This is a genomic window from Paraburkholderia bryophila (assembly GCF_003269035.1).
Classification (GTDB): Bacteria; Pseudomonadota; Gammaproteobacteria; order Burkholderiales; family Burkholderiaceae; genus Paraburkholderia; species Paraburkholderia bryophila.
Window position 1 is genome coordinate 75,824 of record NZ_QLTK01000001.1, and the last position, 16,153, is coordinate 91,976.

The 16,153-nt window shown below is 64.9% G+C and carries 14 protein-coding genes and 1 pseudogene; 7 read left to right on the top strand and 8 right to left on the bottom strand.

What is annotated here, in order from left to right:
• Nucleotides 1-8 precede the first annotated feature (8 nt).
• Genes BX591_RS00380 through BX591_RS00395 form a run of 4 tightly spaced genes read left to right on the top strand, consistent with a single transcriptional unit; the run spans nt 9 to nt 3,431 of the window.
• Nucleotides 9-686, top strand: a complete 678-nt coding sequence (locus BX591_RS00380) for a pyridoxine/pyridoxamine 5'-phosphate oxidase (protein WP_111928793.1) — start codon at nt 9-11, stop codon at nt 684-686.
• On the top strand, nt 683-1,924 hold the full coding sequence (metC, locus tag BX591_RS00385; RefSeq protein ID WP_111929324.1) for a cystathionine beta-lyase: 1,242 nt from the start codon (nt 683-685) through the stop codon (nt 1,922-1,924). The genes BX591_RS00380 and metC overlap by 4 nt, the downstream gene beginning before the upstream one ends.
• The gene (locus tag BX591_RS00390) at nt 1,918-2,562 is read left to right on the top strand and encodes a glutathione S-transferase family protein (protein WP_111928794.1); all 645 of its coding nucleotides are present in this window, start codon (nt 1,918-1,920) and stop codon (nt 2,560-2,562) included. The genes metC and BX591_RS00390 overlap by 7 nt, the downstream gene beginning before the upstream one ends.
• 23 nt (nt 2,563-2,585) lie before the next feature.
• Complete coding sequence (locus tag BX591_RS00395; RefSeq protein ID WP_111928795.1) at nt 2,586-3,431, top strand: glutamine amidotransferase; 846 nt, start codon at nt 2,586-2,588, stop codon at nt 3,429-3,431.
• Here the strand turns inward: BX591_RS00395 and BX591_RS00400 are convergent.
• The 5 genes from BX591_RS00400 to BX591_RS00420 form a co-directional block, all read right to left on the bottom strand.
• On the bottom strand, nt 3,345-4,091 hold the full coding sequence (locus tag BX591_RS00400) for a helix-turn-helix transcriptional regulator (protein ID WP_111928796.1): 747 nt from the start codon (nt 4,089-4,091) through the stop codon (nt 3,345-3,347). The genes BX591_RS00395 and BX591_RS00400 overlap by 87 nt on opposite strands.
• A gap of 92 nt (nt 4,092-4,183) precedes the next feature.
• On the bottom strand, nt 4,184-4,597 hold the full coding sequence (locus BX591_RS00405) for a hypothetical protein (RefSeq protein ID WP_111928797.1): 414 nt from the start codon (nt 4,595-4,597) through the stop codon (nt 4,184-4,186).
• 107 nt (nt 4,598-4,704) lie between these two features.
• Nucleotides 4,705-6,261, bottom strand: a complete 1,557-nt coding sequence (locus BX591_RS00410; RefSeq protein ID WP_111928798.1) for a DHA2 family efflux MFS transporter permease subunit — start codon at nt 6,259-6,261, stop codon at nt 4,705-4,707.
• The gene (locus BX591_RS00415; RefSeq protein ID WP_111928799.1) at nt 6,258-7,628 is read right to left on the bottom strand and encodes an HlyD/EmrA/EmrK family protein; all 1,371 of its coding nucleotides are present in this window, start codon (nt 7,626-7,628) and stop codon (nt 6,258-6,260) included. Before BX591_RS00415 ends, BX591_RS00410 begins: the two co-directional genes overlap by 4 nt.
• Complete coding sequence (locus BX591_RS00420; RefSeq protein ID WP_111928800.1) at nt 7,625-9,082, bottom strand: efflux transporter outer membrane subunit; 1,458 nt, start codon at nt 9,080-9,082, stop codon at nt 7,625-7,627. The genes BX591_RS00415 and BX591_RS00420 overlap by 4 nt, the downstream gene beginning before the upstream one ends.
• Nucleotides 9,083-9,346: 264 nt before the next feature.
• Here BX591_RS00420 and BX591_RS00425 point away from each other — a divergent pair, with 264 nt between their 5' ends.
• The 3 genes from BX591_RS00425 to BX591_RS00435 all read left to right on the top strand — a co-directional run bounded on the left by BX591_RS00425 (nt 9,347) and on the right by BX591_RS00435 (nt 12,329).
• The gene (locus tag BX591_RS00425) at nt 9,347-10,237 is read left to right on the top strand and encodes an AraC family transcriptional regulator (protein ID WP_111929325.1); all 891 of its coding nucleotides are present in this window, start codon (nt 9,347-9,349) and stop codon (nt 10,235-10,237) included.
• Between the two features lie 190 nt (nt 10,238-10,427).
• On the top strand, nt 10,428-11,831 hold the full coding sequence (locus BX591_RS00430) for a glutamate--cysteine ligase (protein ID WP_111928801.1): 1,404 nt from the start codon (nt 10,428-10,430) through the stop codon (nt 11,829-11,831).
• Between the two features lie 87 nt (nt 11,832-11,918).
• Nucleotides 11,919-12,329 (top strand): acyl-CoA thioesterase, encoded by a 411-nt coding sequence (locus BX591_RS00435; protein WP_111928802.1) that lies wholly within the window; start codon nt 11,919-11,921, stop codon nt 12,327-12,329.
• 148 nt (nt 12,330-12,477) lie between these two features.
• On the opposite strand, the gene pheA is transcribed toward BX591_RS00435, so the two are convergent.
• The 3 genes and pseudogenes from pheA to BX591_RS00450 form a co-directional block, all read right to left on the bottom strand.
• Nucleotides 12,478-13,452, bottom strand: coding sequence for a prephenate dehydratase (gene pheA / locus BX591_RS00440; protein WP_111928803.1), 975 nt, complete (start codon nt 13,450-13,452; stop codon nt 12,478-12,480).
• Nucleotides 13,453-13,532: 80 nt separating this feature from the next.
• A pseudogene (locus BX591_RS00445) lies at nt 13,533-14,582 on the bottom strand (3-deoxy-7-phosphoheptulonate synthase); the annotation flags it as partial.
• A gap of 53 nt (nt 14,583-14,635) precedes the next feature.
• Entirely contained in the window at nt 14,636-15,793 is a 1,158-nt protein-coding gene (locus tag BX591_RS00450) for an acyl-CoA dehydrogenase family protein (RefSeq protein ID WP_111928805.1), read from the bottom strand.
• Nucleotides 15,794-16,153 lie beyond the last annotated feature (360 nt).

A 16,153-nucleotide genomic window follows, 5' to 3' on the forward strand; every position in this document is an offset into this window, starting at 1 on the left:
GCCTACCTATGACCGCCTTTGAAAGCCGACTGAAGTCGCTCAAGACCCTCGCGGGCGCTCACCAGACCTTCGACACGAACGCCGTGCCGGCCACGCCGCACGCGCTCTTCGAGCAGTGGTTCGACGCCGCGGTGGAAGCCCGGGTCAGCGAACCGCAAGTCATGACGCTGTCCACGGTCGATCCGGACGGCGCACCCGACGCCCGCTCCGTCGTGCTGCTGAACATGGACGCGCAAGGCTGGCATTTCGCGGCCAACGCCACGAGCCCAAAAGGCCGCCAGTTGACGCACCGGCCCGAGGCCGCCATCACGTTCTACTGGCCCGCCACGGCCCAGCAGATCCGCTTGCGCGGCAAGGTGGAGCGTCTGTCCGACGAGGCGTGCCGCGCGGATTTCATGGGCCGCCCGGAGCGCTCGCGCGCCAGCATCCTGATCGGCCGGCAGAGCGATGTGCTGAACAGTCCGGACGATCTCCGCAATGCGCTGCACGAGCAGCTCGCGCGCGTCGCAGCGCAGCCGGAACTGGTGTCGCCGCACTGGGGCATGTACGCGTTGTCGCCGCACGAAGTGGAATTCTGGCAGTCGGATGCCGAACGCCGTTTCACGCGGCTGCGGTATGTGCGCGTGGGCACCGGCGTGGCTACCGGCGCGGCCGCTACATGGGAGCACAGCCTGCTATGGCCATGAGTGCCGCCAAACCGGGCGCGCCAGCCGCGTCACCGTACACGCCGCAGTTGGACCGGTTCGCCGACGCGACCCGGCTCACGCTCGCGGGACGCGACCCCGGCGCGTATCACGGCTTCGTCAATCCGCCGGTCTATCACGGCTCGACCGTATTGAGCCCGACCGCGCACGATCTGCTGCACCGAACCCAGCCGTACATCTACGGTCGGCGCGGTACGCCGACCTCCGACGCGCTCGAACACGCACTGATCGAACTCGAGGGCGGTGCCGGCGCAGTGCTGTGTCCCTCGGGGCTGTCCGCCTGCACGCTCGCGCTGCTGTCGTGTCTCGCGCCGGGCGATCATCTGCTGATGACGGACAGCGTCTACGGCCCGGTGCGCCATGCCTGCGACGGCGTGCTGCGGCGCATGGGCATCGACACCACGTACTACGATCCGCTGCTGGGCGCCGCGCTCGAACCGCTGATCCGCCCGCGTACCCGCGCGGTGTACGTCGAGTCGCCGGGTTCGTACACGTTCGAGGTGCAGGACATCGGCGCGATTGCCCGCGTAGCGCACGCGCACGGCATGAGCGTGATTGCCGACAACAGCTGGGCCACGCCGCTGCTGTTCCGGCCGCACGATCATGGCGTCGATCTGTCGATCCAGGCCGGCACCAAATATCTGGTCGGCCATTCCGACGCGATGCTCGGCACCGTCTCCGCCAACGCCGCCGCATGGCCCGCGTTGAAGCAACTGCACGGCGATCTCGGCCTGTGCGTCGGACCGGACGACCTGTATCTCGCGCTGCGCGGCCTGCGTACGCTGGGCCTTCGCTTGCGCCAGCATCAGGAAAATGCGTACGCGGTGGCAAGCTGGCTCAGGCAGCAGCCCGAGGTGCTGGGCACCCTGTTTCCCGCCTTCGACGATTGTCCCGGCCACGCGCTCTGGAAACGCGACTTCAAAGGCACCTCCGGGCTGTTTTCGGTGATCCTGCATGCCGCGCCCGACGAAGCGCTCGCCGCGTTCCTCGACAGTCTCGAACTGTTCGGGCTCGGCTATTCCTGGGGCGGCTTCGAAAGTCTGGCGGTGCCGTTCGACCTGCAGTCGCAGCGCATCGCACAGCGCTGGCCGGACGGCAGTATCGGCGTACGCCTGCATATCGGCCTGGAAGCGCCCGCCGATCTGATCGCCGATCTCGCCGCCGGCCTGCAACGCTTCAGCGCCGCCTGCGCCACGCGGGAGGACGCCGCCACATGCTGACGATCTGGGGAAGACGCAGTTCGTTCAACGTGCAGAAAGTGCTGTGGCTCGCGGGTGAATTGGGACTCGCGTATCGACATGTGTCGATTGGCGGGGAATTCGGCGGTTGCAACACGGCCGAATTCGAAGCGCTGAATCCGACCCGGCGTATTCCGGTGATCGAGCTCGACGGCGAGATAGCATGGGAGTCGCACACGATCCTGCGGCTGCTGGCAGCGCACACGCGCCAGGCGCCGTTCTGGCTCGCCGACCCGTTCGCGCGCTCGCACGCCGAGCGCTGGATGGACTGGTGTCAGACCACGCTCGAACCCGATCTGATGACCGGGCTGTTCTGGGCGATGGTCCGCACGCCCGAGTCCGAGCGCAACTGGTCGCTGGTTCAGGAGAAGAACGCGCGCTGCACCCAGCACTTCCAGATGCTCGACCGCATGCTCGCCACGCGGCCGTTTCTGAGCGGCGACGCGCTGGGGCTCGGCGATATTCCGGTCGGCGCGACGCTGTTCCGCTATTTCTCGCTCGACCTCGAACGCCCCGCGCTGCCGCATGTCGGCGCGTGGTATCGCCGGCTGCAACAACGCCCCGCCTATCGCGAACACGTGATGGTCTCGTTCGAAGCATTACGCGGCCGTCCCGGTTGACTCACTCATTGCGCCTATCCGCCATGCTCCCTTCACACGACGCACCGGGCAACACCGCCGCCACGGCCACGCACGGCCGAATTCTCATCGTGCTGCATCGCGAGCAATCGAGCCCCGGACGCGTGGGCCGTCTGCTGCTGCAACGCGGCTACGAGCTCGACATTCGCCGTCCGCCGCTCGGCGATCCGTTGCCCACGACCCTGCGCGACCACGCGGGCGCGATAATCTTCGGCGGCCCGATGAGCGCCAACGACAACGACGCGTGGATCCGCACCGAAACCGACTGGATCGGCGTGCCGTTGCGCGAACAGGCGCCGTTTCTCGGCATCTGTCTCGGCGCCCAGATGATGATTCGTCATCTGGGCGGAAACGTCACGGCGCATCGGGACGGCCGCGCTGAAATCGGCTACTGGCCGATCACGCCGACGCCGCTCGGGCGCGCGCTGTGCCAGTGGCCAGAACGCGTGTACCAATGGCACCGCGAAGGTTTCGACAGTGTCGCGGGACTCGAACGGCTGGCCGCCGGCCACGAATTCGAGAACCAGGCGGTGCGTTACGGTCCGGCTGCGTACGGCGTGCAGTTTCACCCGGAGGTCAGCTATCAGATGATGCGGCGCTGGACCGCCGCCGCCGCGCACAAGCTTGGCGCGCCGGGCGCTCAGGACATTGCCACCCAGACTCGCGAAGCGCATCGGCACGATCGTGCCGGCGTCGCATGGCTCAACAGTTTTCTGGACACATGGCTCGCCGGACGACCCGCCGATGCGCTCGCCGATGCGTTGCTAGCTGGCGGCGAGGCCCGCGGTCATGTCCGTGACGCTCAGCAGGCCCCATTCGATCGCCTTCAGCACGGCCTCGTGACGACGTGACACGTTGAACTTGCGGCGGATATTGTTGAAGTGAAAGTTGATGCAGGACTCGCTCACGTTGAGAATATGGCCGATCTCCCATGAGGTCTTACCGAACGCATGCCAGCGCAGACACTCGGTCTCGCGGCGGCTCAGGCGCGGCACCGAACCGGGTTTGGTATCGAACCCGAACTGACCGATCGCCTCGCTCGTGATGTCGCGCAGCAAGGACAAACGCGGCAGACTGCGCAGGCAATTTTCGTAGGTGAGCGCGAATTCGTCTCGCACCGCGCACGTCAGCATGCCCACCTCACCCTTCAATCCACACAGCGGCAAGGTGACCCCGCGGTTCAGGCCGAAGGCGCTCGCTTCGTCATGAAACGCGCGCTGCGCCGGCGCGACGAAAAAAGCCGGATCCCAGATCAGCGGCATGCGCGATCTGAAACAATGTTTGAGCAGCGGATCGACCTGATCGAAGGAACGCTCGCGATAGCGCTGCTCCCATTCCGGCTCGCAATTGCTCCACATATGCGCGGCGCAGAAAGACACGCCCGGCGACGGCAGCACCGCGAGCACCACCTTGTCGAATCCCATCCTGGCGGTTGCCTCGAGAATACGGGTGCGTAGCGCGCACTCGTCGGTCGGCACGAGCAAATCCAAGTCATCGTTCTGGCCATTCATTCGTATACTCCCGTTTTTTTCTGTTCGTTCTGGTGTACTGATATAACCGTCCCGAGCGTCTCGCAGCCCTGTTGCCAATCGGAACGGCGACGTTAGTCTCCCGTTTCCGACAGCAATTGCCTACCTATCTTCCTGGCATCGTCGAGCGTGGCCACCGCTTCGAGTGGAATGCCGAAGGCCTTGGAAATCGCCGCCGCACCGGCCTTCGATTCCTCGCGCTCACGCTCGTCGGGTTCGACCGTGATCAACGCCTTGCAGACCTGCGACAGCGCGTCGCGATTGGTCTTGAGCCACAGGCCGCGATGCTTGCGATCCTCGTGCGTTTCCTCGGGGCGCGGCGAGATGAACAGCAGCACGAAGGGCTCGTCGCTCTTCAGCAATACATTCATGTCCTGCTCCCATGTCGCTGCGTAACCGGGCGCGATCGCGTCGTTGCGGGCGATAACCAGCGGGAATTCCGACAGATCGAACACGGCGGATGAGGTGAGTTGTTGGCTCGAATTCATGATTTACGTTCCTCTTGGAAGTTGAAAAAACTCGCTTGCGTGGGTGCGCCCGTATTCGATGACCGGCGCACCGCCATTTCAATCCTTTACCGCTTCGGCGCCCGACCTCAGCGCTTTGCCCCGGCAGGCGCCGCGCCGCCCGGCCTCGGTCCGAACGGCGGCTTGGCCAGCCACACCAGCACGATCACCGCGATGTACACCCAACCCAGCGCGAACGCGACGTCGTTGAACGAGATCTGATAGGCCTGCGAGTCGATCATCCGGTCGAGCAGTTGATAGCCGGTTTGCGGATTGCCCTGCCCCAGCACGCGCAACTGCTGACGCACCGCCGGATCGAACACGCTGATGCTCTCGGAAATCTGCGCGTGGTGCTGCACTGCGCGGCGCTCCCACAGGAACGACGTGATCGACACCGCGAAGCTCGCGCCGAGCGTGCGCAGAAAAGTCGACAGCCCGGAGCCCGCGGCGATCTCGTCGGGCTTCAGATCCGACAGCAGAATGCTGTTGATCGGCATGATGAACAGCGCGAGCCCGAGGCCTTGCAGCAACTGGATCAGCGCGATGTGCTCGAAGTCCACGTCGAGGAAAAATTGCGACCGCAGAAACGACGCGCAGCCGAGAATGCCGAACGCCATGCACACCAGCATGCGCATGTTGAAACGCGGCGCGTACTTGCCCATGAAGGGCGTGAGCAGCACCGGAATGATGCCCATCGGTGCGGCCGCGACCCCGGCCCAGAAGGCCGTATAGCCGAGCGTGCGCTGCAGCCACTGCGGCACGATCACGTTGACCGCGAAAAACGCCGAGTACGCCAGCACCAGCGTCAACGTCCCGGCGGCGAAATTGCGATGTTTGAAGAGCCGCAGGTTGACGATCGGATTCGGCTCGGTCAGCTCCCAGATCAAAAACAGCAGAATGCCGAACGCCGCCACCACGGACATCCACACGATGAACGTCGAGTTGAACCAGTCCTCGTCGTTGCCCTTGTCCAGCACGATCTGCAGCGCGCCGACGCCGAGTATCAGCGCCGCGAGACCGACGTAATCGACCTTGGCCTTCGCGGTGGTTTCGGGCCGTCCCTGCATCTGCGCGTAAACCATCGAGCACGCGAAAATACCGATCGGCACGTTGATCAGGAACGACCATTCCCACGAGTAGTTCTCCGTGATCCAGCCGCCGAGCAACGGTCCCGCGATCGGCGCGACGACCGTCACCATCGCGATCATCGAGAGCGCGAAGCCCCGCCGCGCCGGCGGATAGATCGACAGCATGAGCGCCTGGGTGGTCGGAATCATCGGTCCGGCAACGAGGCCCTGGAAAGCGCGGAACGCCACCAGTTGCGGCAGGCTGTGCGCCAGTCCGCACAGCAGCGAAGCGAACGTGAACAGCAGCGTCGCCCAGACGAACAGCTTGACCTGGCCGAAGCGCTTCACCAGAAAACCCGTCAGCGGCAACGCGATCGCGTTGCTCACCGAAAACGTGGTGATGACCCACGCGCTCTGATTCGTGCTCACGCCGAGATTGCCGGCGATGGTAGGCAGCGACACGTTGGCGATGGTGCCGTCCAGCACCTGCATGAACACGGCGAGCGCCAGGCCAAACGTGGTGAGGGGGACGCTGCGGGGCCGGAAATCGCTGCCGGCTACAGCCGCGGGGGCGCTCATTTCGCGCTCGCCGTGGCACGAACTACCGGCAGGTTGTCGTGGATCACCTTGTCGACCAGTGCATTCGCAAGCTGTAACTGACGCCGATACAGATCGCTGCTGAACAACGGCTCGGCCGGCGGCTGATGCGCCAGCATCGCGCCGTCGCGATTGTGCAGATCGACGCTGGCGTGCATCGACAGGCCAATGCGCAGCGGATGCTTTTCCAGCTGTTGCGGGTCGGTGAATTCGATCCGTACCGGCAAGCGCTGGACGATCTTGATCCAGTTGCCGGTGGCGTTCTGCGCGGGCAGCAACGCGAACGCGCTGCCCGTGCCGACGCCCAGCGCCTGCACCTTGCCGCTATAACGCACGCTGCCGCCGTAGAGATCCGAACGCAGTTCGACCGGCTGGCCGATGCGCATCTCCGCGACCTGCTTTTCGGTGAAGTTGGCGTCGACCCAGACTTGTCGTAGCGGCACCACGGCCATCAACGGCGTGCCCGGTTGCACGCGCTGACTCAGTTGCACCGTGCGTTTCGCGACGTAGCCGGTCACCGGCGTGACCAGCGTGGCGCGCGCGTTCTCCAGATAGGCGGCACGCAAACGCGCGGCGGCGGTTTCGACATCCGGATGCGAGGCCACGGCGGTATCGTCGACCAGTGCCTTGCTGGTCTCATATTGCTGCTGCAGATTCGCCAGCGCGCTCTGCGCGCCGACAAACGCGCTTTGCGCCGACACCAGCGTGTCGTGCGCATGCGCCAGCTCTTCGGCCGAAATTGCACCCGAGCGGCCCAGATCGCGGCGGCGTTCGTAATCGGCGCGGGCCTTGTCGAGCGACGTGCGGCGCGCGTCGACTTCCGCCTGCGAGCCTTCGAGACTGTCGTGCAGGCCGCGCTCGTTGCTGTACAGCCCCCGCACCTTGCGCACCGAACCGGCCAGCGCGGCCTGCGCGCCGGCCAGTTCCACTTCGGTATCGCTCGGGTCGAGCTTCACCAGCGTGTCGCCGCTGCGCACGAGGTCGCCGTCGTCGGCGCCAATCGATACCACCGTGCCCTGCACCTGCGGCGTGATCTCGACGACGTTGCCTTGCACATAGGCGTTATCCGTCGCTTCGTACCATTGCCCGTACAGAAAGTGCCACACGAGCCACACAGCGATACCGATCGCGAAAACGGCGACCAGCAGGCGCAGCAGCAACTTGCGACGCCCGGAAGCCGGCGGCGTCGGACTGCCGCCCGCGCCACCCGAACCGCCCGGCGCGGGGCCGGGCGCCGCGCCGCCCGGCGCCGGCTTCGCCGGTTCAGCTGGAGCGCCTGGACGCAGCGCGGTTTGATTCGCAGGCGCGGTGGCCTGACCTACGGGTTCGAGAATTTTTTCGCTGCTCATGGCGTGGCTTGAATGTCGAGAGAAGAAGAGACGGCTGCAAACGCGGCGTCGGGGCGTTGCGGCGTGAACCCGCCGCCCAGCGCCTCGACCAGTTGCAGAGACAGATCGACCTGTTGCGCGCGCAATTGCGCCATTCGCTTACTGGCAAGGAGCAACTGCTGACGCACCACCAGCGCTTCCAGATAACTGCCCACGCCGGCGCGGTAGCGCTGGTTGGCGAGCGTCCATGCGTCGTGGGCGGCGTCGAACGCGTGCTGCTGCGCGTCGATTTGCAGTTGCATCGATTGCAGACTGTGCAGGTTGTCGGCGACCTGGTTGAGCGCGCCGATCAGCGTCTTGTTGTATTGCGCGACCGCCACGTCGTATTGCGCGTCGCGATGCTGCAGATTGCCGCGCAGGGCGCCGCCGTCGAAGATCGGCAGACTGATGGCCGGCGTCACCGAATACGTGCGCGAGGCCGCCTGGAACAACGACGCGCCGCCGCGCGTGGCGAGCCCCGCCATTGCGCTCAGACTGATGTTGGGCAGGAACTCCGTTCTGGCGCTGGCGATGTTGCGGCTCGCCGCCTCGACACGCCAGCGCGCCGCGACCAGATCGGCGCGGCGGCCCAGCAGATTGGCGGGCAGATCGGCCGGCACTGCGAGCGCGGGCACCGGCAAGGCCGCGGGCTGCTGGATCGACAGGCCCGCGTCCGGCCCCTGGCCCAGCAGAATCGCCAGCGCGATCCGCGCGCTGGCGATCTCCTGCGCGGCCATGGCCTGCTGTTGCACGGCGCTGGCGACTTCGCTATCGGACTGCTTGAGTTGCGCCTGATTGTCGATGCCCTTGTGAACCCGCTGCAGCGTCAGATCGTGCGCTTCGTTGGCGCGATCGGCTTCCGCCTGCGCGACGTCCTGTTGCGCATAGGCGTAGTTCAGATTCGTGTAGGCCCGCGCCACATTGACCGAGAGCTGGATGCGCGCTGCCTGCGCGTCGACTTGCGTCGCGCGCGCTTCGCCTAACGCGGCTTCCCATGCGGCCCGCTTGCCGCCCCACAGGTCGATGTCCCAGTTGAAGCCGAGGTTGAGGCCGCGTGTGTGATAGAAGAACCCGCCACCCTCCTGTTCGCTGTACACGGTGCCCGATTGACGTTGCGCCGTGAAGTTGCCGTTCGCGGTCAGATTCGGAAACCGCGCGGCATTGGCCTCGGTCACCTGGGATTGCGCGTCGCGGGCCCGCGCGTCGGCGATAGCGAGGTCGGGATTGCCGGCCAGCGCGCGCTCGATCAGCGCCGTCAATTGCGGGTTGCCCAACGCGACCCACCAGTCGGTGGCAGGCCATGCGCGATTGGCGTCGATGCCCGCGAGACTCTGCGACGCCTGCAATTGCGACGGATCGCTCAGCTTGCCGACCGGCGCGAGCCCCCTGTTCGTGACGCAACCGGCCGACGTGATCAGCAACGCCGTTGCCGTCATCCATGCCGCGATGCGCGGCGCATCGCGGCGGTGCCATGTCGATCGCTTCGCTCCCGTCGATCTCGTCGCTCTCGTCGATCCCGTCGCAGCGACGCTTCGAATCTCAGCCCATCCTTCCATTGAATACTCCATCTGTCGGGCGACTTGCCATGACCCGCATTGTTGGACGTTCGATAGAAAAGCTGATAACGTTGTTTAGACAAAAAATAATGAATTCCAGCCATGCCATATCGGAAGACTCAGCAAAGCAAGGCGCAGCACCTCATGCATAAATCCGCGCATAAAAGCGCGGATTCTCACGAGCCCAAAGCCAATCGCAAAACGCCGACACCCATCGAGCTCACCGCGCTCACCGCACCTGCCTCCGACCCGAGCGAACGCGCCGATGGGCCGCCGCTCATCGCCGTATGGGGCGAGCACGAAGGCAATAGCGACTATCGACTCGGCACCCGCGAAGTCGATTGGCATAATCATTTGCGTGGACAGGTGTTTTGCGTCGAGAGCGGACTCGCGCATGTACGCACGCAGCATGGTTCCTGGTTATTGCCGCCGCATCGCGCCGGTTGGATCCCGCCAGGCGAATCGCATAAAGTCAGCATCAGTGGCGCGATGAGCGGCTGGAGCGTCGTGATCACGCCGGCGGCGAGCGCCAGCCTGCCGGAACGGCCGTGCGTGATCAGCATCAGCGAACTGATGCGGGCGCTGGTCAGGCGTGCGGTTTCATGGGCCACGCAGTGCCGGCTCGACGCCGAACAGGAACGCATGAGCTTCGTGCTGCTCGACGAGATGCGCCGCGCCCCGCATGAACCGCTGCACCTGCCGATGCCCACCGACCGCCGGCTCGTGCGCATTGCCAACGCGATCCTCGGCCAGCCCGACGACACCCGCACGCTCGACGAATGGGCCGCCTGGGCCGGTCTGTCGGCGCGCACCTTGAGCCGCCTGTTTATCGCCGAGACCGGCAGCAGTTTCGCGCAGTGGCGCCAGCAGGCCTGTTTGACGCGCGCGCTCGAACGTCTTGCGCAAGGCGACAGCGTCGCCAACGTGGCCGATGCCCTGGGCTACGCGACGCCTAGCAATTTCATCGCCATGTTTCGGCGCTGCTTCGGCGATTCCCCCGCGCACTATTTCGCGAAACGCAAACCCTCGCTGTAGCCGCCGTCCGACACCGTTTTCCTACACGGTGAGGCGAAAAACCTGTCACCGCTATCAGTAGTCGCTTAGCAACGGGCTGGATATAGTTAGTCCGTTGCGTCATAACGCGCGCGCTTCACTCGAAGCGTCAGACACACTGATCAGGATCACTACCTGACGGTTTTCGCCCCCACTTAGGTAGCGCTCACCCATGTCTAACGCCGTGGATTCAGACGAGACGCCGATCGTCTCCGTGCAGCAACTGGCCGACTACATCGCCGCGGGATGCAAGGACCGCGCGGCGTTTCGCATCGGCACCGAGCACGAGAAATTCCTGTTCGACCGCAATACGCTTCTACCGCTTTCGTATCACGGCAACGCGGGCATCGGCGCGGTGCTGCAGCGGCTGCTCGACCAGCAAGGTTCGCCCATTCTCGACGACGGGCACTTGATCGGCGTGCGCTACGACGACGGCGCGGCGATCTCGCTCGAACCCGCCGGGCAACTGGAATTGTCCGGCGCGCCGGTGGCGTCGCTGCATGACACGCAGGCTGAACTGCACGCGCATCTGGACACCGTCAAGGCGATCGGCGAGCAACTCGGCTTCGAGGCCGCGCCGCTCGGTTTTCATCCGCTGATGCGCCGTGACGAGATGCCGTGGATGCCGAAACGCCGTTACGCGATCATGCGCCGTTACATGCCGCAGGTCGGCACGCGCGGCCTCGACATGATGTTGCGTACCTGCACCGTGCAGGTCAATCTCGACTATGCGTCGGAAGCGGACATGGCAGCCAAGATGCGTGTGTCGCTCGCGCTTCAGCCGCTCGCCACCGCGCTATTCGCCAACTCGCCGTTTCGTGATGGTCAGCCTTCCGGCCTGATGTCGACGCGCGCGGACGTCTGGACCGACACCGACCACGACCGCTGCGGCATTCCCGCGCTGTTCATGTCGCGCAGTTTCGGATTCGAGCGCTACGTCACCTGGTTGCTCGACGACGTGCCCATGTATTTCGTGCGCCGCAACGACCGCTATATCGACGTGGCCGGCCACACGTTCCGCGATTTTCTGGCGGGTCGCCTTCCTGGCCTCGAGAACGAAACCGCGACTCTCGCCGACTTCGCCGATCACATGACCACGGCATTTACCGAGGTACGGCTGAAGCGTTTCCTCGAAATGCGCGGCGCCGACGCCGGCACGCCCGCCATGATGGTCGCGCAGTCGGCGTTGTGGGTCGGGCTGCTGTACGACCCAGGCGCGCTGTCCGATGCACAGACGCTGACTGCCGGCATCAGTCGTGCGGAGTTGCTGGTGGTGCGTCGCGATGTGCCGCGCCTCGGTCTCGACACGCGTCTGCATGGCCGCACGCTGCGCGAACTCGCGGGCGACGTGGTGGCGATCGCGGCAAAAGGATTACGCGCCCGGGCGCGCCACGACGCCGCCGGCGACGATGAAACGCAGTACCTCGCGCCGCTCCGGGACATCGCCGCGGGCGCGCCGAATCAGTCGGAGTACTGGCTGGCTCGCCATCGTGAAGCGTGGGACGGCGACGTCTCGCGTATTTTTGGCGAGCTGTTGCAGAACGACCGATCTGCGGAATGTTTTGAAGTTCAGTAGCACCCACGTAGTAACCAGGCATCAGGCAGCACGGCGAGACACGAAGATCGAGCCGATACGACAATCACTTCTCATGTTGAGGCAACCATGTCAAAACGACACTACGAAACCCCCATCGACGTTAAGTATCGCGACACCGATTCGATGGGCCACGTGAGCAGCCCGGTCTATTACGACTACCTGCAGCATTCGTATCTGAGCTACATGTTCGATCTGCTGGACATGCCGCGCACGGAGAAGCTGCCGCACATCATGGTCAAGACGCAATGCGAATATCTGGCGCCCGCCATGTTCGGCGACAAGCTGACGGTCCGCTCCAGCGTCGTCAAATTCGGTAGCAAGAGTTTCGAGCTCGAACACGTGATGGAGCGCGACGACAAGCAGATCATCGCGCGCGGTGCGTCCACCCATGTGATGTTCGATTACACGACCAACAAGACGGCGCTCGTGCCGGATGCGTTCAAGGAACGGGTAATGAGCTTTCAGGGTTCGCTGTAACGGGCGCGAGAAACGCTGCGTAGGAGAAAAAAGACCCGGTTGCGACCGGGTCTTTTCTTTTGGTGACGGTTGTTCTGCAACGACTGTTTCGCGACGACTGTTTCGCGACGACTTAACGCGGCGTCCGCGCGGAACGTCGCTCACTCAGTCACGACACCGCACAGCCACCCGGCGCCGCCGGAAACGAACCGAGCAACACCAGCGCACGGGCATGCCGTTTCATCTGCGCGAGCGCGTGGGCCATCTGCACGTCATGCCGATGCCTGGGCAACTCGACGAAGAACCGGTACGCCCACAACTCGCTTCTCAGCGGTCGCGCGTCGAGCCGCGTCACCGGAATCCGATGCTCGGCCAGCGGCGCGAGCACGCGTTGCAGCGCCCCGCTGCTGTTTTCGAGTTCGACGCACAACAGCGTGCGATCGTCGCCGGTGGGCGGCGGTTCTTCGCGGCCGATCACGTAGAAACGCGTGCTGTTGAAATGCTCGTCCTGAATCGCCGAGGCGACGATCCGCAAGCCGTAGTGATGCGCCGCCCGCTGACTGCCGATTGCCGCGTAGCCCGCCGTACGCGCGGCAAGCTGGGCCGCCTGCGCGTTGCTGGCCACGGCCTGTCGCGGCACCTCCGGCAGATGCGTGTCGAGCCAGCGGCGGCATTGTGCCAGCGCCTGCTCGTGCGCCGTCACGCAGGTAATACCGTCGAGCGCGCCATGCGCCGTCATCAGCCTATGCCGCACCGGCAACACGACTTCGCCGCTCACGGTCAGCCGGTTTTTCAGCAGCAGATCCAGCGTGCGCGCGACGATGCCCTCCGTCGAGTTCTCGACCGGTACCACGCCGTGACTGGCGCCGCCATGCGCGACCGCCTCGAACACGGCGTCGACGTTGGCGCAGGACATCGCGTCATGCGTCTCGCCGAAGCACAGGCGCATCGCGTCTTCGGTATAGGTGCCGCAGGGGCCGAGAAAGGCGATCGCCGTGCGCTCGGTTGCGCCGCAAGCCGGCGCGAGTTCGAGCAGACGCGCGGCGCGTTGCGCCGCCTGCGGCGCGGCAACGTTCGGCGCGATAGGTGCAATCGCAGCGATCGGCGCGTTCGGCGCGTTCGGCGCGTTCGGCGTCGCCATCATGCCGCCGACTGCAAGGACGTCACCGATGGCACCGACTGCACCGACGGCAAACTTTCCCGCATCGGCGTCGCCGCGTGCCGCAGACGGCGCTGCCGCACGGCCTCGGCGAGCTTGCCCAGCAACGCTTCGGTCGCGTCCCAGCCGATACAGGCGTCCGTAATGCTCTGCCCGTAGGCGAGCGGCACGTCGGCCACCACGTCCTGGCGGCCCGCCAGCAGATTCGATTCGAGCATCACGCCGGCAATCCGCTCACCGCCGGCGGCAATCTGCTCGCACAACGAATCGCACACGCACAACTGCTTGTCGTGCTGCTTGCAACTGTTGCCATGGCTCGCGTCGATGACGACACGCCCCGGCAGCCCGCCGGCCGCAAGCGACGCACAGGCTTCGGCGACGCTCTGCGCGTCGTAATTGGGTTGTTTGCCGCCGCGCAGCACGAGGTGACAGTCCTGGTTGCCGCTCGTCGCGACCTTGGCGAACCGGCCGCTCTCCGTCACACCCAGAAAATGATGCGCATGACCGGCGGCATGGATCGCGTCGATCGCGATCTTGACGTTGCCGTCCGTGCCGTTCTTGAAGCCGATCGGGCACGGCAAGCCCGACGCCAACTCGCGATGAATCTGCGACTCCGTGGTGCGCGCGCCGATCGCCCCCCAGCTCACCAGATCGGCCAGATAATGCGGCGTGGTCACGTCGAGAAACTCGGTCGCGACCGGCACGCCGGCCCGTGTGATGTCGAGCATCAATTGACGGGCAAGCCGGATGCCGGCGTCGATCGCATGGCTGCCGTCCAGATACGGGTCGTTGATCAGGCCTTTCCAGCCGACCGTGGTACGCGGTTTTTCGAAATACACCCGCATCACGATCTCGAGTTCGTCCTGCCACCGGTGCCGTTGCTTCGACAAACGCGCGGCGTACTCGAGCGCGGCGACCGGATCGTGAATCGAACACGGTCCGACGATCACGACCAGCCTGCCGCTGAGTCCCTGCAGGACCTCGGAAATGGCGCGGCGCGTTTGCATGACGGTGTGCAGGCTGTCGACGTCGCACGGCAGGTGCTGCCTCAGTTCCGCCGGCCCGATCACCGGTGTCGTCGCGCTCATGCCTCTTCCGATATCCCAAGTCAACATAGACAGACCCCATGGGCGCGTCACGCCCGAGAGAAAATACGTGGCCGAACCGCTCAGCCTTGCGAGGACGATGCGCTGCCGGCGAGCCGCTGCATCTGGTTGAAAATATTCTTGCGGTGCATCTCTTCGGTACCGCCGACGCTTGCGAACCCCATTGCGTCCTTCAGCAACGTGGCGATGCCGCCATTGTGATAGCCGATGCTGCCGTACAGCTTGACGAGGCTCGTGGCGTTGTCGATCAGATCGCTCGCGCCCACCAGCTTGGCCACCGAGCATGCCAGCAGCGCCTCGGGATGCGCGTTCAGCAAGCGGCCGAGCGCGCCGTAAGCGGCCCAGCGGCTGCGCTCCATGCCGATCTTCATATCGACCAGACGCTTCTGGATATATTGATGCGAGTCGATCGTGCTTTTAAAGCTGGTGCGCCGCGCCGCATAGTGCATCGCTTCATCCACGAACGGCAGCGGCAGGTTTGCCGCCACCAGCCCGTAGTAGAGACGGCCGAGCGAGATGATGTCGATCAGATGGCCGAGGCCGCGCCCCGCCTGACCGAGTATCTGCGACGCGTCGACGTGAATGTCCTCGAAGCGCAGTTCGCCGGTGGGCAGATTGCGGTTGCCGAGCTTGTCGTCCTGCGCGCCGATCACGAGGCCCGGCGTATCGCGATCGAGCAGCACCAGCGCGATGTTGCTGGACTCGCGGCGCTCCAGACGGCTCACCACGAGGATGAAGTCCATGATCGGCGCGTGAGCGATGTTGTATTTGCTGCCGTTGAGCCGGTAGCCGTCCGGCGACTCCGACAGCGTGGTGTCGATGCTGCGCACGTCGGTGCCGGTGGACGGCTCCGCAATGCCGGTCGCGCTGATCTTGCCGCGCATGATGGCGGCGAGATAACGCTCTTTCTGCAGCGGGCTGCCGTGCCGCACCATCGCGCGCACCATGCCGGCCTGCGCGATCACCGACAACAGCAATTCCGGCGTGCGGATCGTCGACGACAGGCCGTCGAGCGCGGCCGTGAAGCCCCACCAGTCTTCGCCGTCGCCGCCGTAGTCGCGGGGCACCACGAGGTGCCAGAGCCGCTCATCGCGCAGACGGTTCCACCCGGCGTAATCGAAACCTTCCGGCTGCTGGTCGCGCGCCTTGGCAAGCTGCTCGCCCACCGCGGCGAAACGCTCGCGCAGTATCAATTGTTCGGGGGTCCAGTCGTGAAACATCGTGCGCCGCTCCGTCGATCGGATTTAAATGGACGGCATGGCGGAGTTCGCATCGGAAAATATGCGCGCTGATACCAGGCCGGTGATAGTCGTGTTGCCGCCAGGCGCCGGATTAATCTCCGCAATCATCCTGACTTAATGGTTTTTCCATCAGATAACTAATGGCGCGACTACGGATCTGGCCAATTTACTACTTGGCCATCTGCACGCGGCATTAACCACGCACACCGCAGCGCAGCCGGCCCGGACTGTATTAATGGAGAACCCGATTTTCATGCACGGTTATTTTCATGCACGGTTGCAGTGCTCGGGAACGGCCGCCCGTATTGACCGGCGCGCCGCATTTTCCTTGACAGCGCT

Excerpts from the sequence above, each read along its gene's own strand:
- BX591_RS00410 (WP_111928798.1), bottom strand. The coding sequence starts at position 6,261 with ATGAGCGCCCCCGCGGCTGTAGCCGGCAGCGATTTCCGGCCCCGCAGC.
- metC (WP_111929324.1), top strand. The coding sequence starts at position 683 with ATGAGTGCCGCCAAACCGGGCGCGCCAGCCGCGTCACCGTACACGCCG.
- BX591_RS00435 (WP_111928802.1), top strand. The coding sequence starts at position 11,919 with ATGTCAAAACGACACTACGAAACCCCCATCGACGTTAAGTATCGCGAC.
- BX591_RS00430 (WP_111928801.1), top strand. The coding sequence starts at position 10,428 with ATGTCTAACGCCGTGGATTCAGACGAGACGCCGATCGTCTCCGTGCAG.
- BX591_RS00395 (WP_111928795.1), top strand. The coding sequence starts at position 2,586 with ATGCTCCCTTCACACGACGCACCGGGCAACACCGCCGCCACGGCCACG.
- pheA (WP_111928803.1), bottom strand. The coding sequence starts at position 13,452 with ATGATGGCGACGCCGAACGCGCCGAACGCGCCGAACGCGCCGATCGCT.
- BX591_RS00450 (WP_111928805.1), bottom strand. The coding sequence starts at position 15,793 with ATGTTTCACGACTGGACCCCCGAACAATTGATACTGCGCGAGCGTTTC.
- BX591_RS00380 (WP_111928793.1), top strand. The coding sequence starts at position 9 with ATGACCGCCTTTGAAAGCCGACTGAAGTCGCTCAAGACCCTCGCGGGC.
- BX591_RS00400 (WP_111928796.1), bottom strand. The coding sequence starts at position 4,091 with ATGAATGGCCAGAACGATGACTTGGATTTGCTCGTGCCGACCGACGAG.
- BX591_RS00425 (WP_111929325.1), top strand. The coding sequence starts at position 9,347 with ATGCATAAATCCGCGCATAAAAGCGCGGATTCTCACGAGCCCAAAGCC.
- BX591_RS00390 (WP_111928794.1), top strand. The coding sequence starts at position 1,918 with ATGCTGACGATCTGGGGAAGACGCAGTTCGTTCAACGTGCAGAAAGTG.
- BX591_RS00415 (WP_111928799.1), bottom strand. The coding sequence starts at position 7,628 with ATGAGCAGCGAAAAAATTCTCGAACCCGTAGGTCAGGCCACCGCGCCT.
- BX591_RS00420 (WP_111928800.1), bottom strand. The coding sequence starts at position 9,082 with ATGACGGCAACGGCGTTGCTGATCACGTCGGCCGGTTGCGTCACGAAC.
- BX591_RS00405 (WP_111928797.1), bottom strand. The coding sequence starts at position 4,597 with ATGAATTCGAGCCAACAACTCACCTCATCCGCCGTGTTCGATCTGTCG.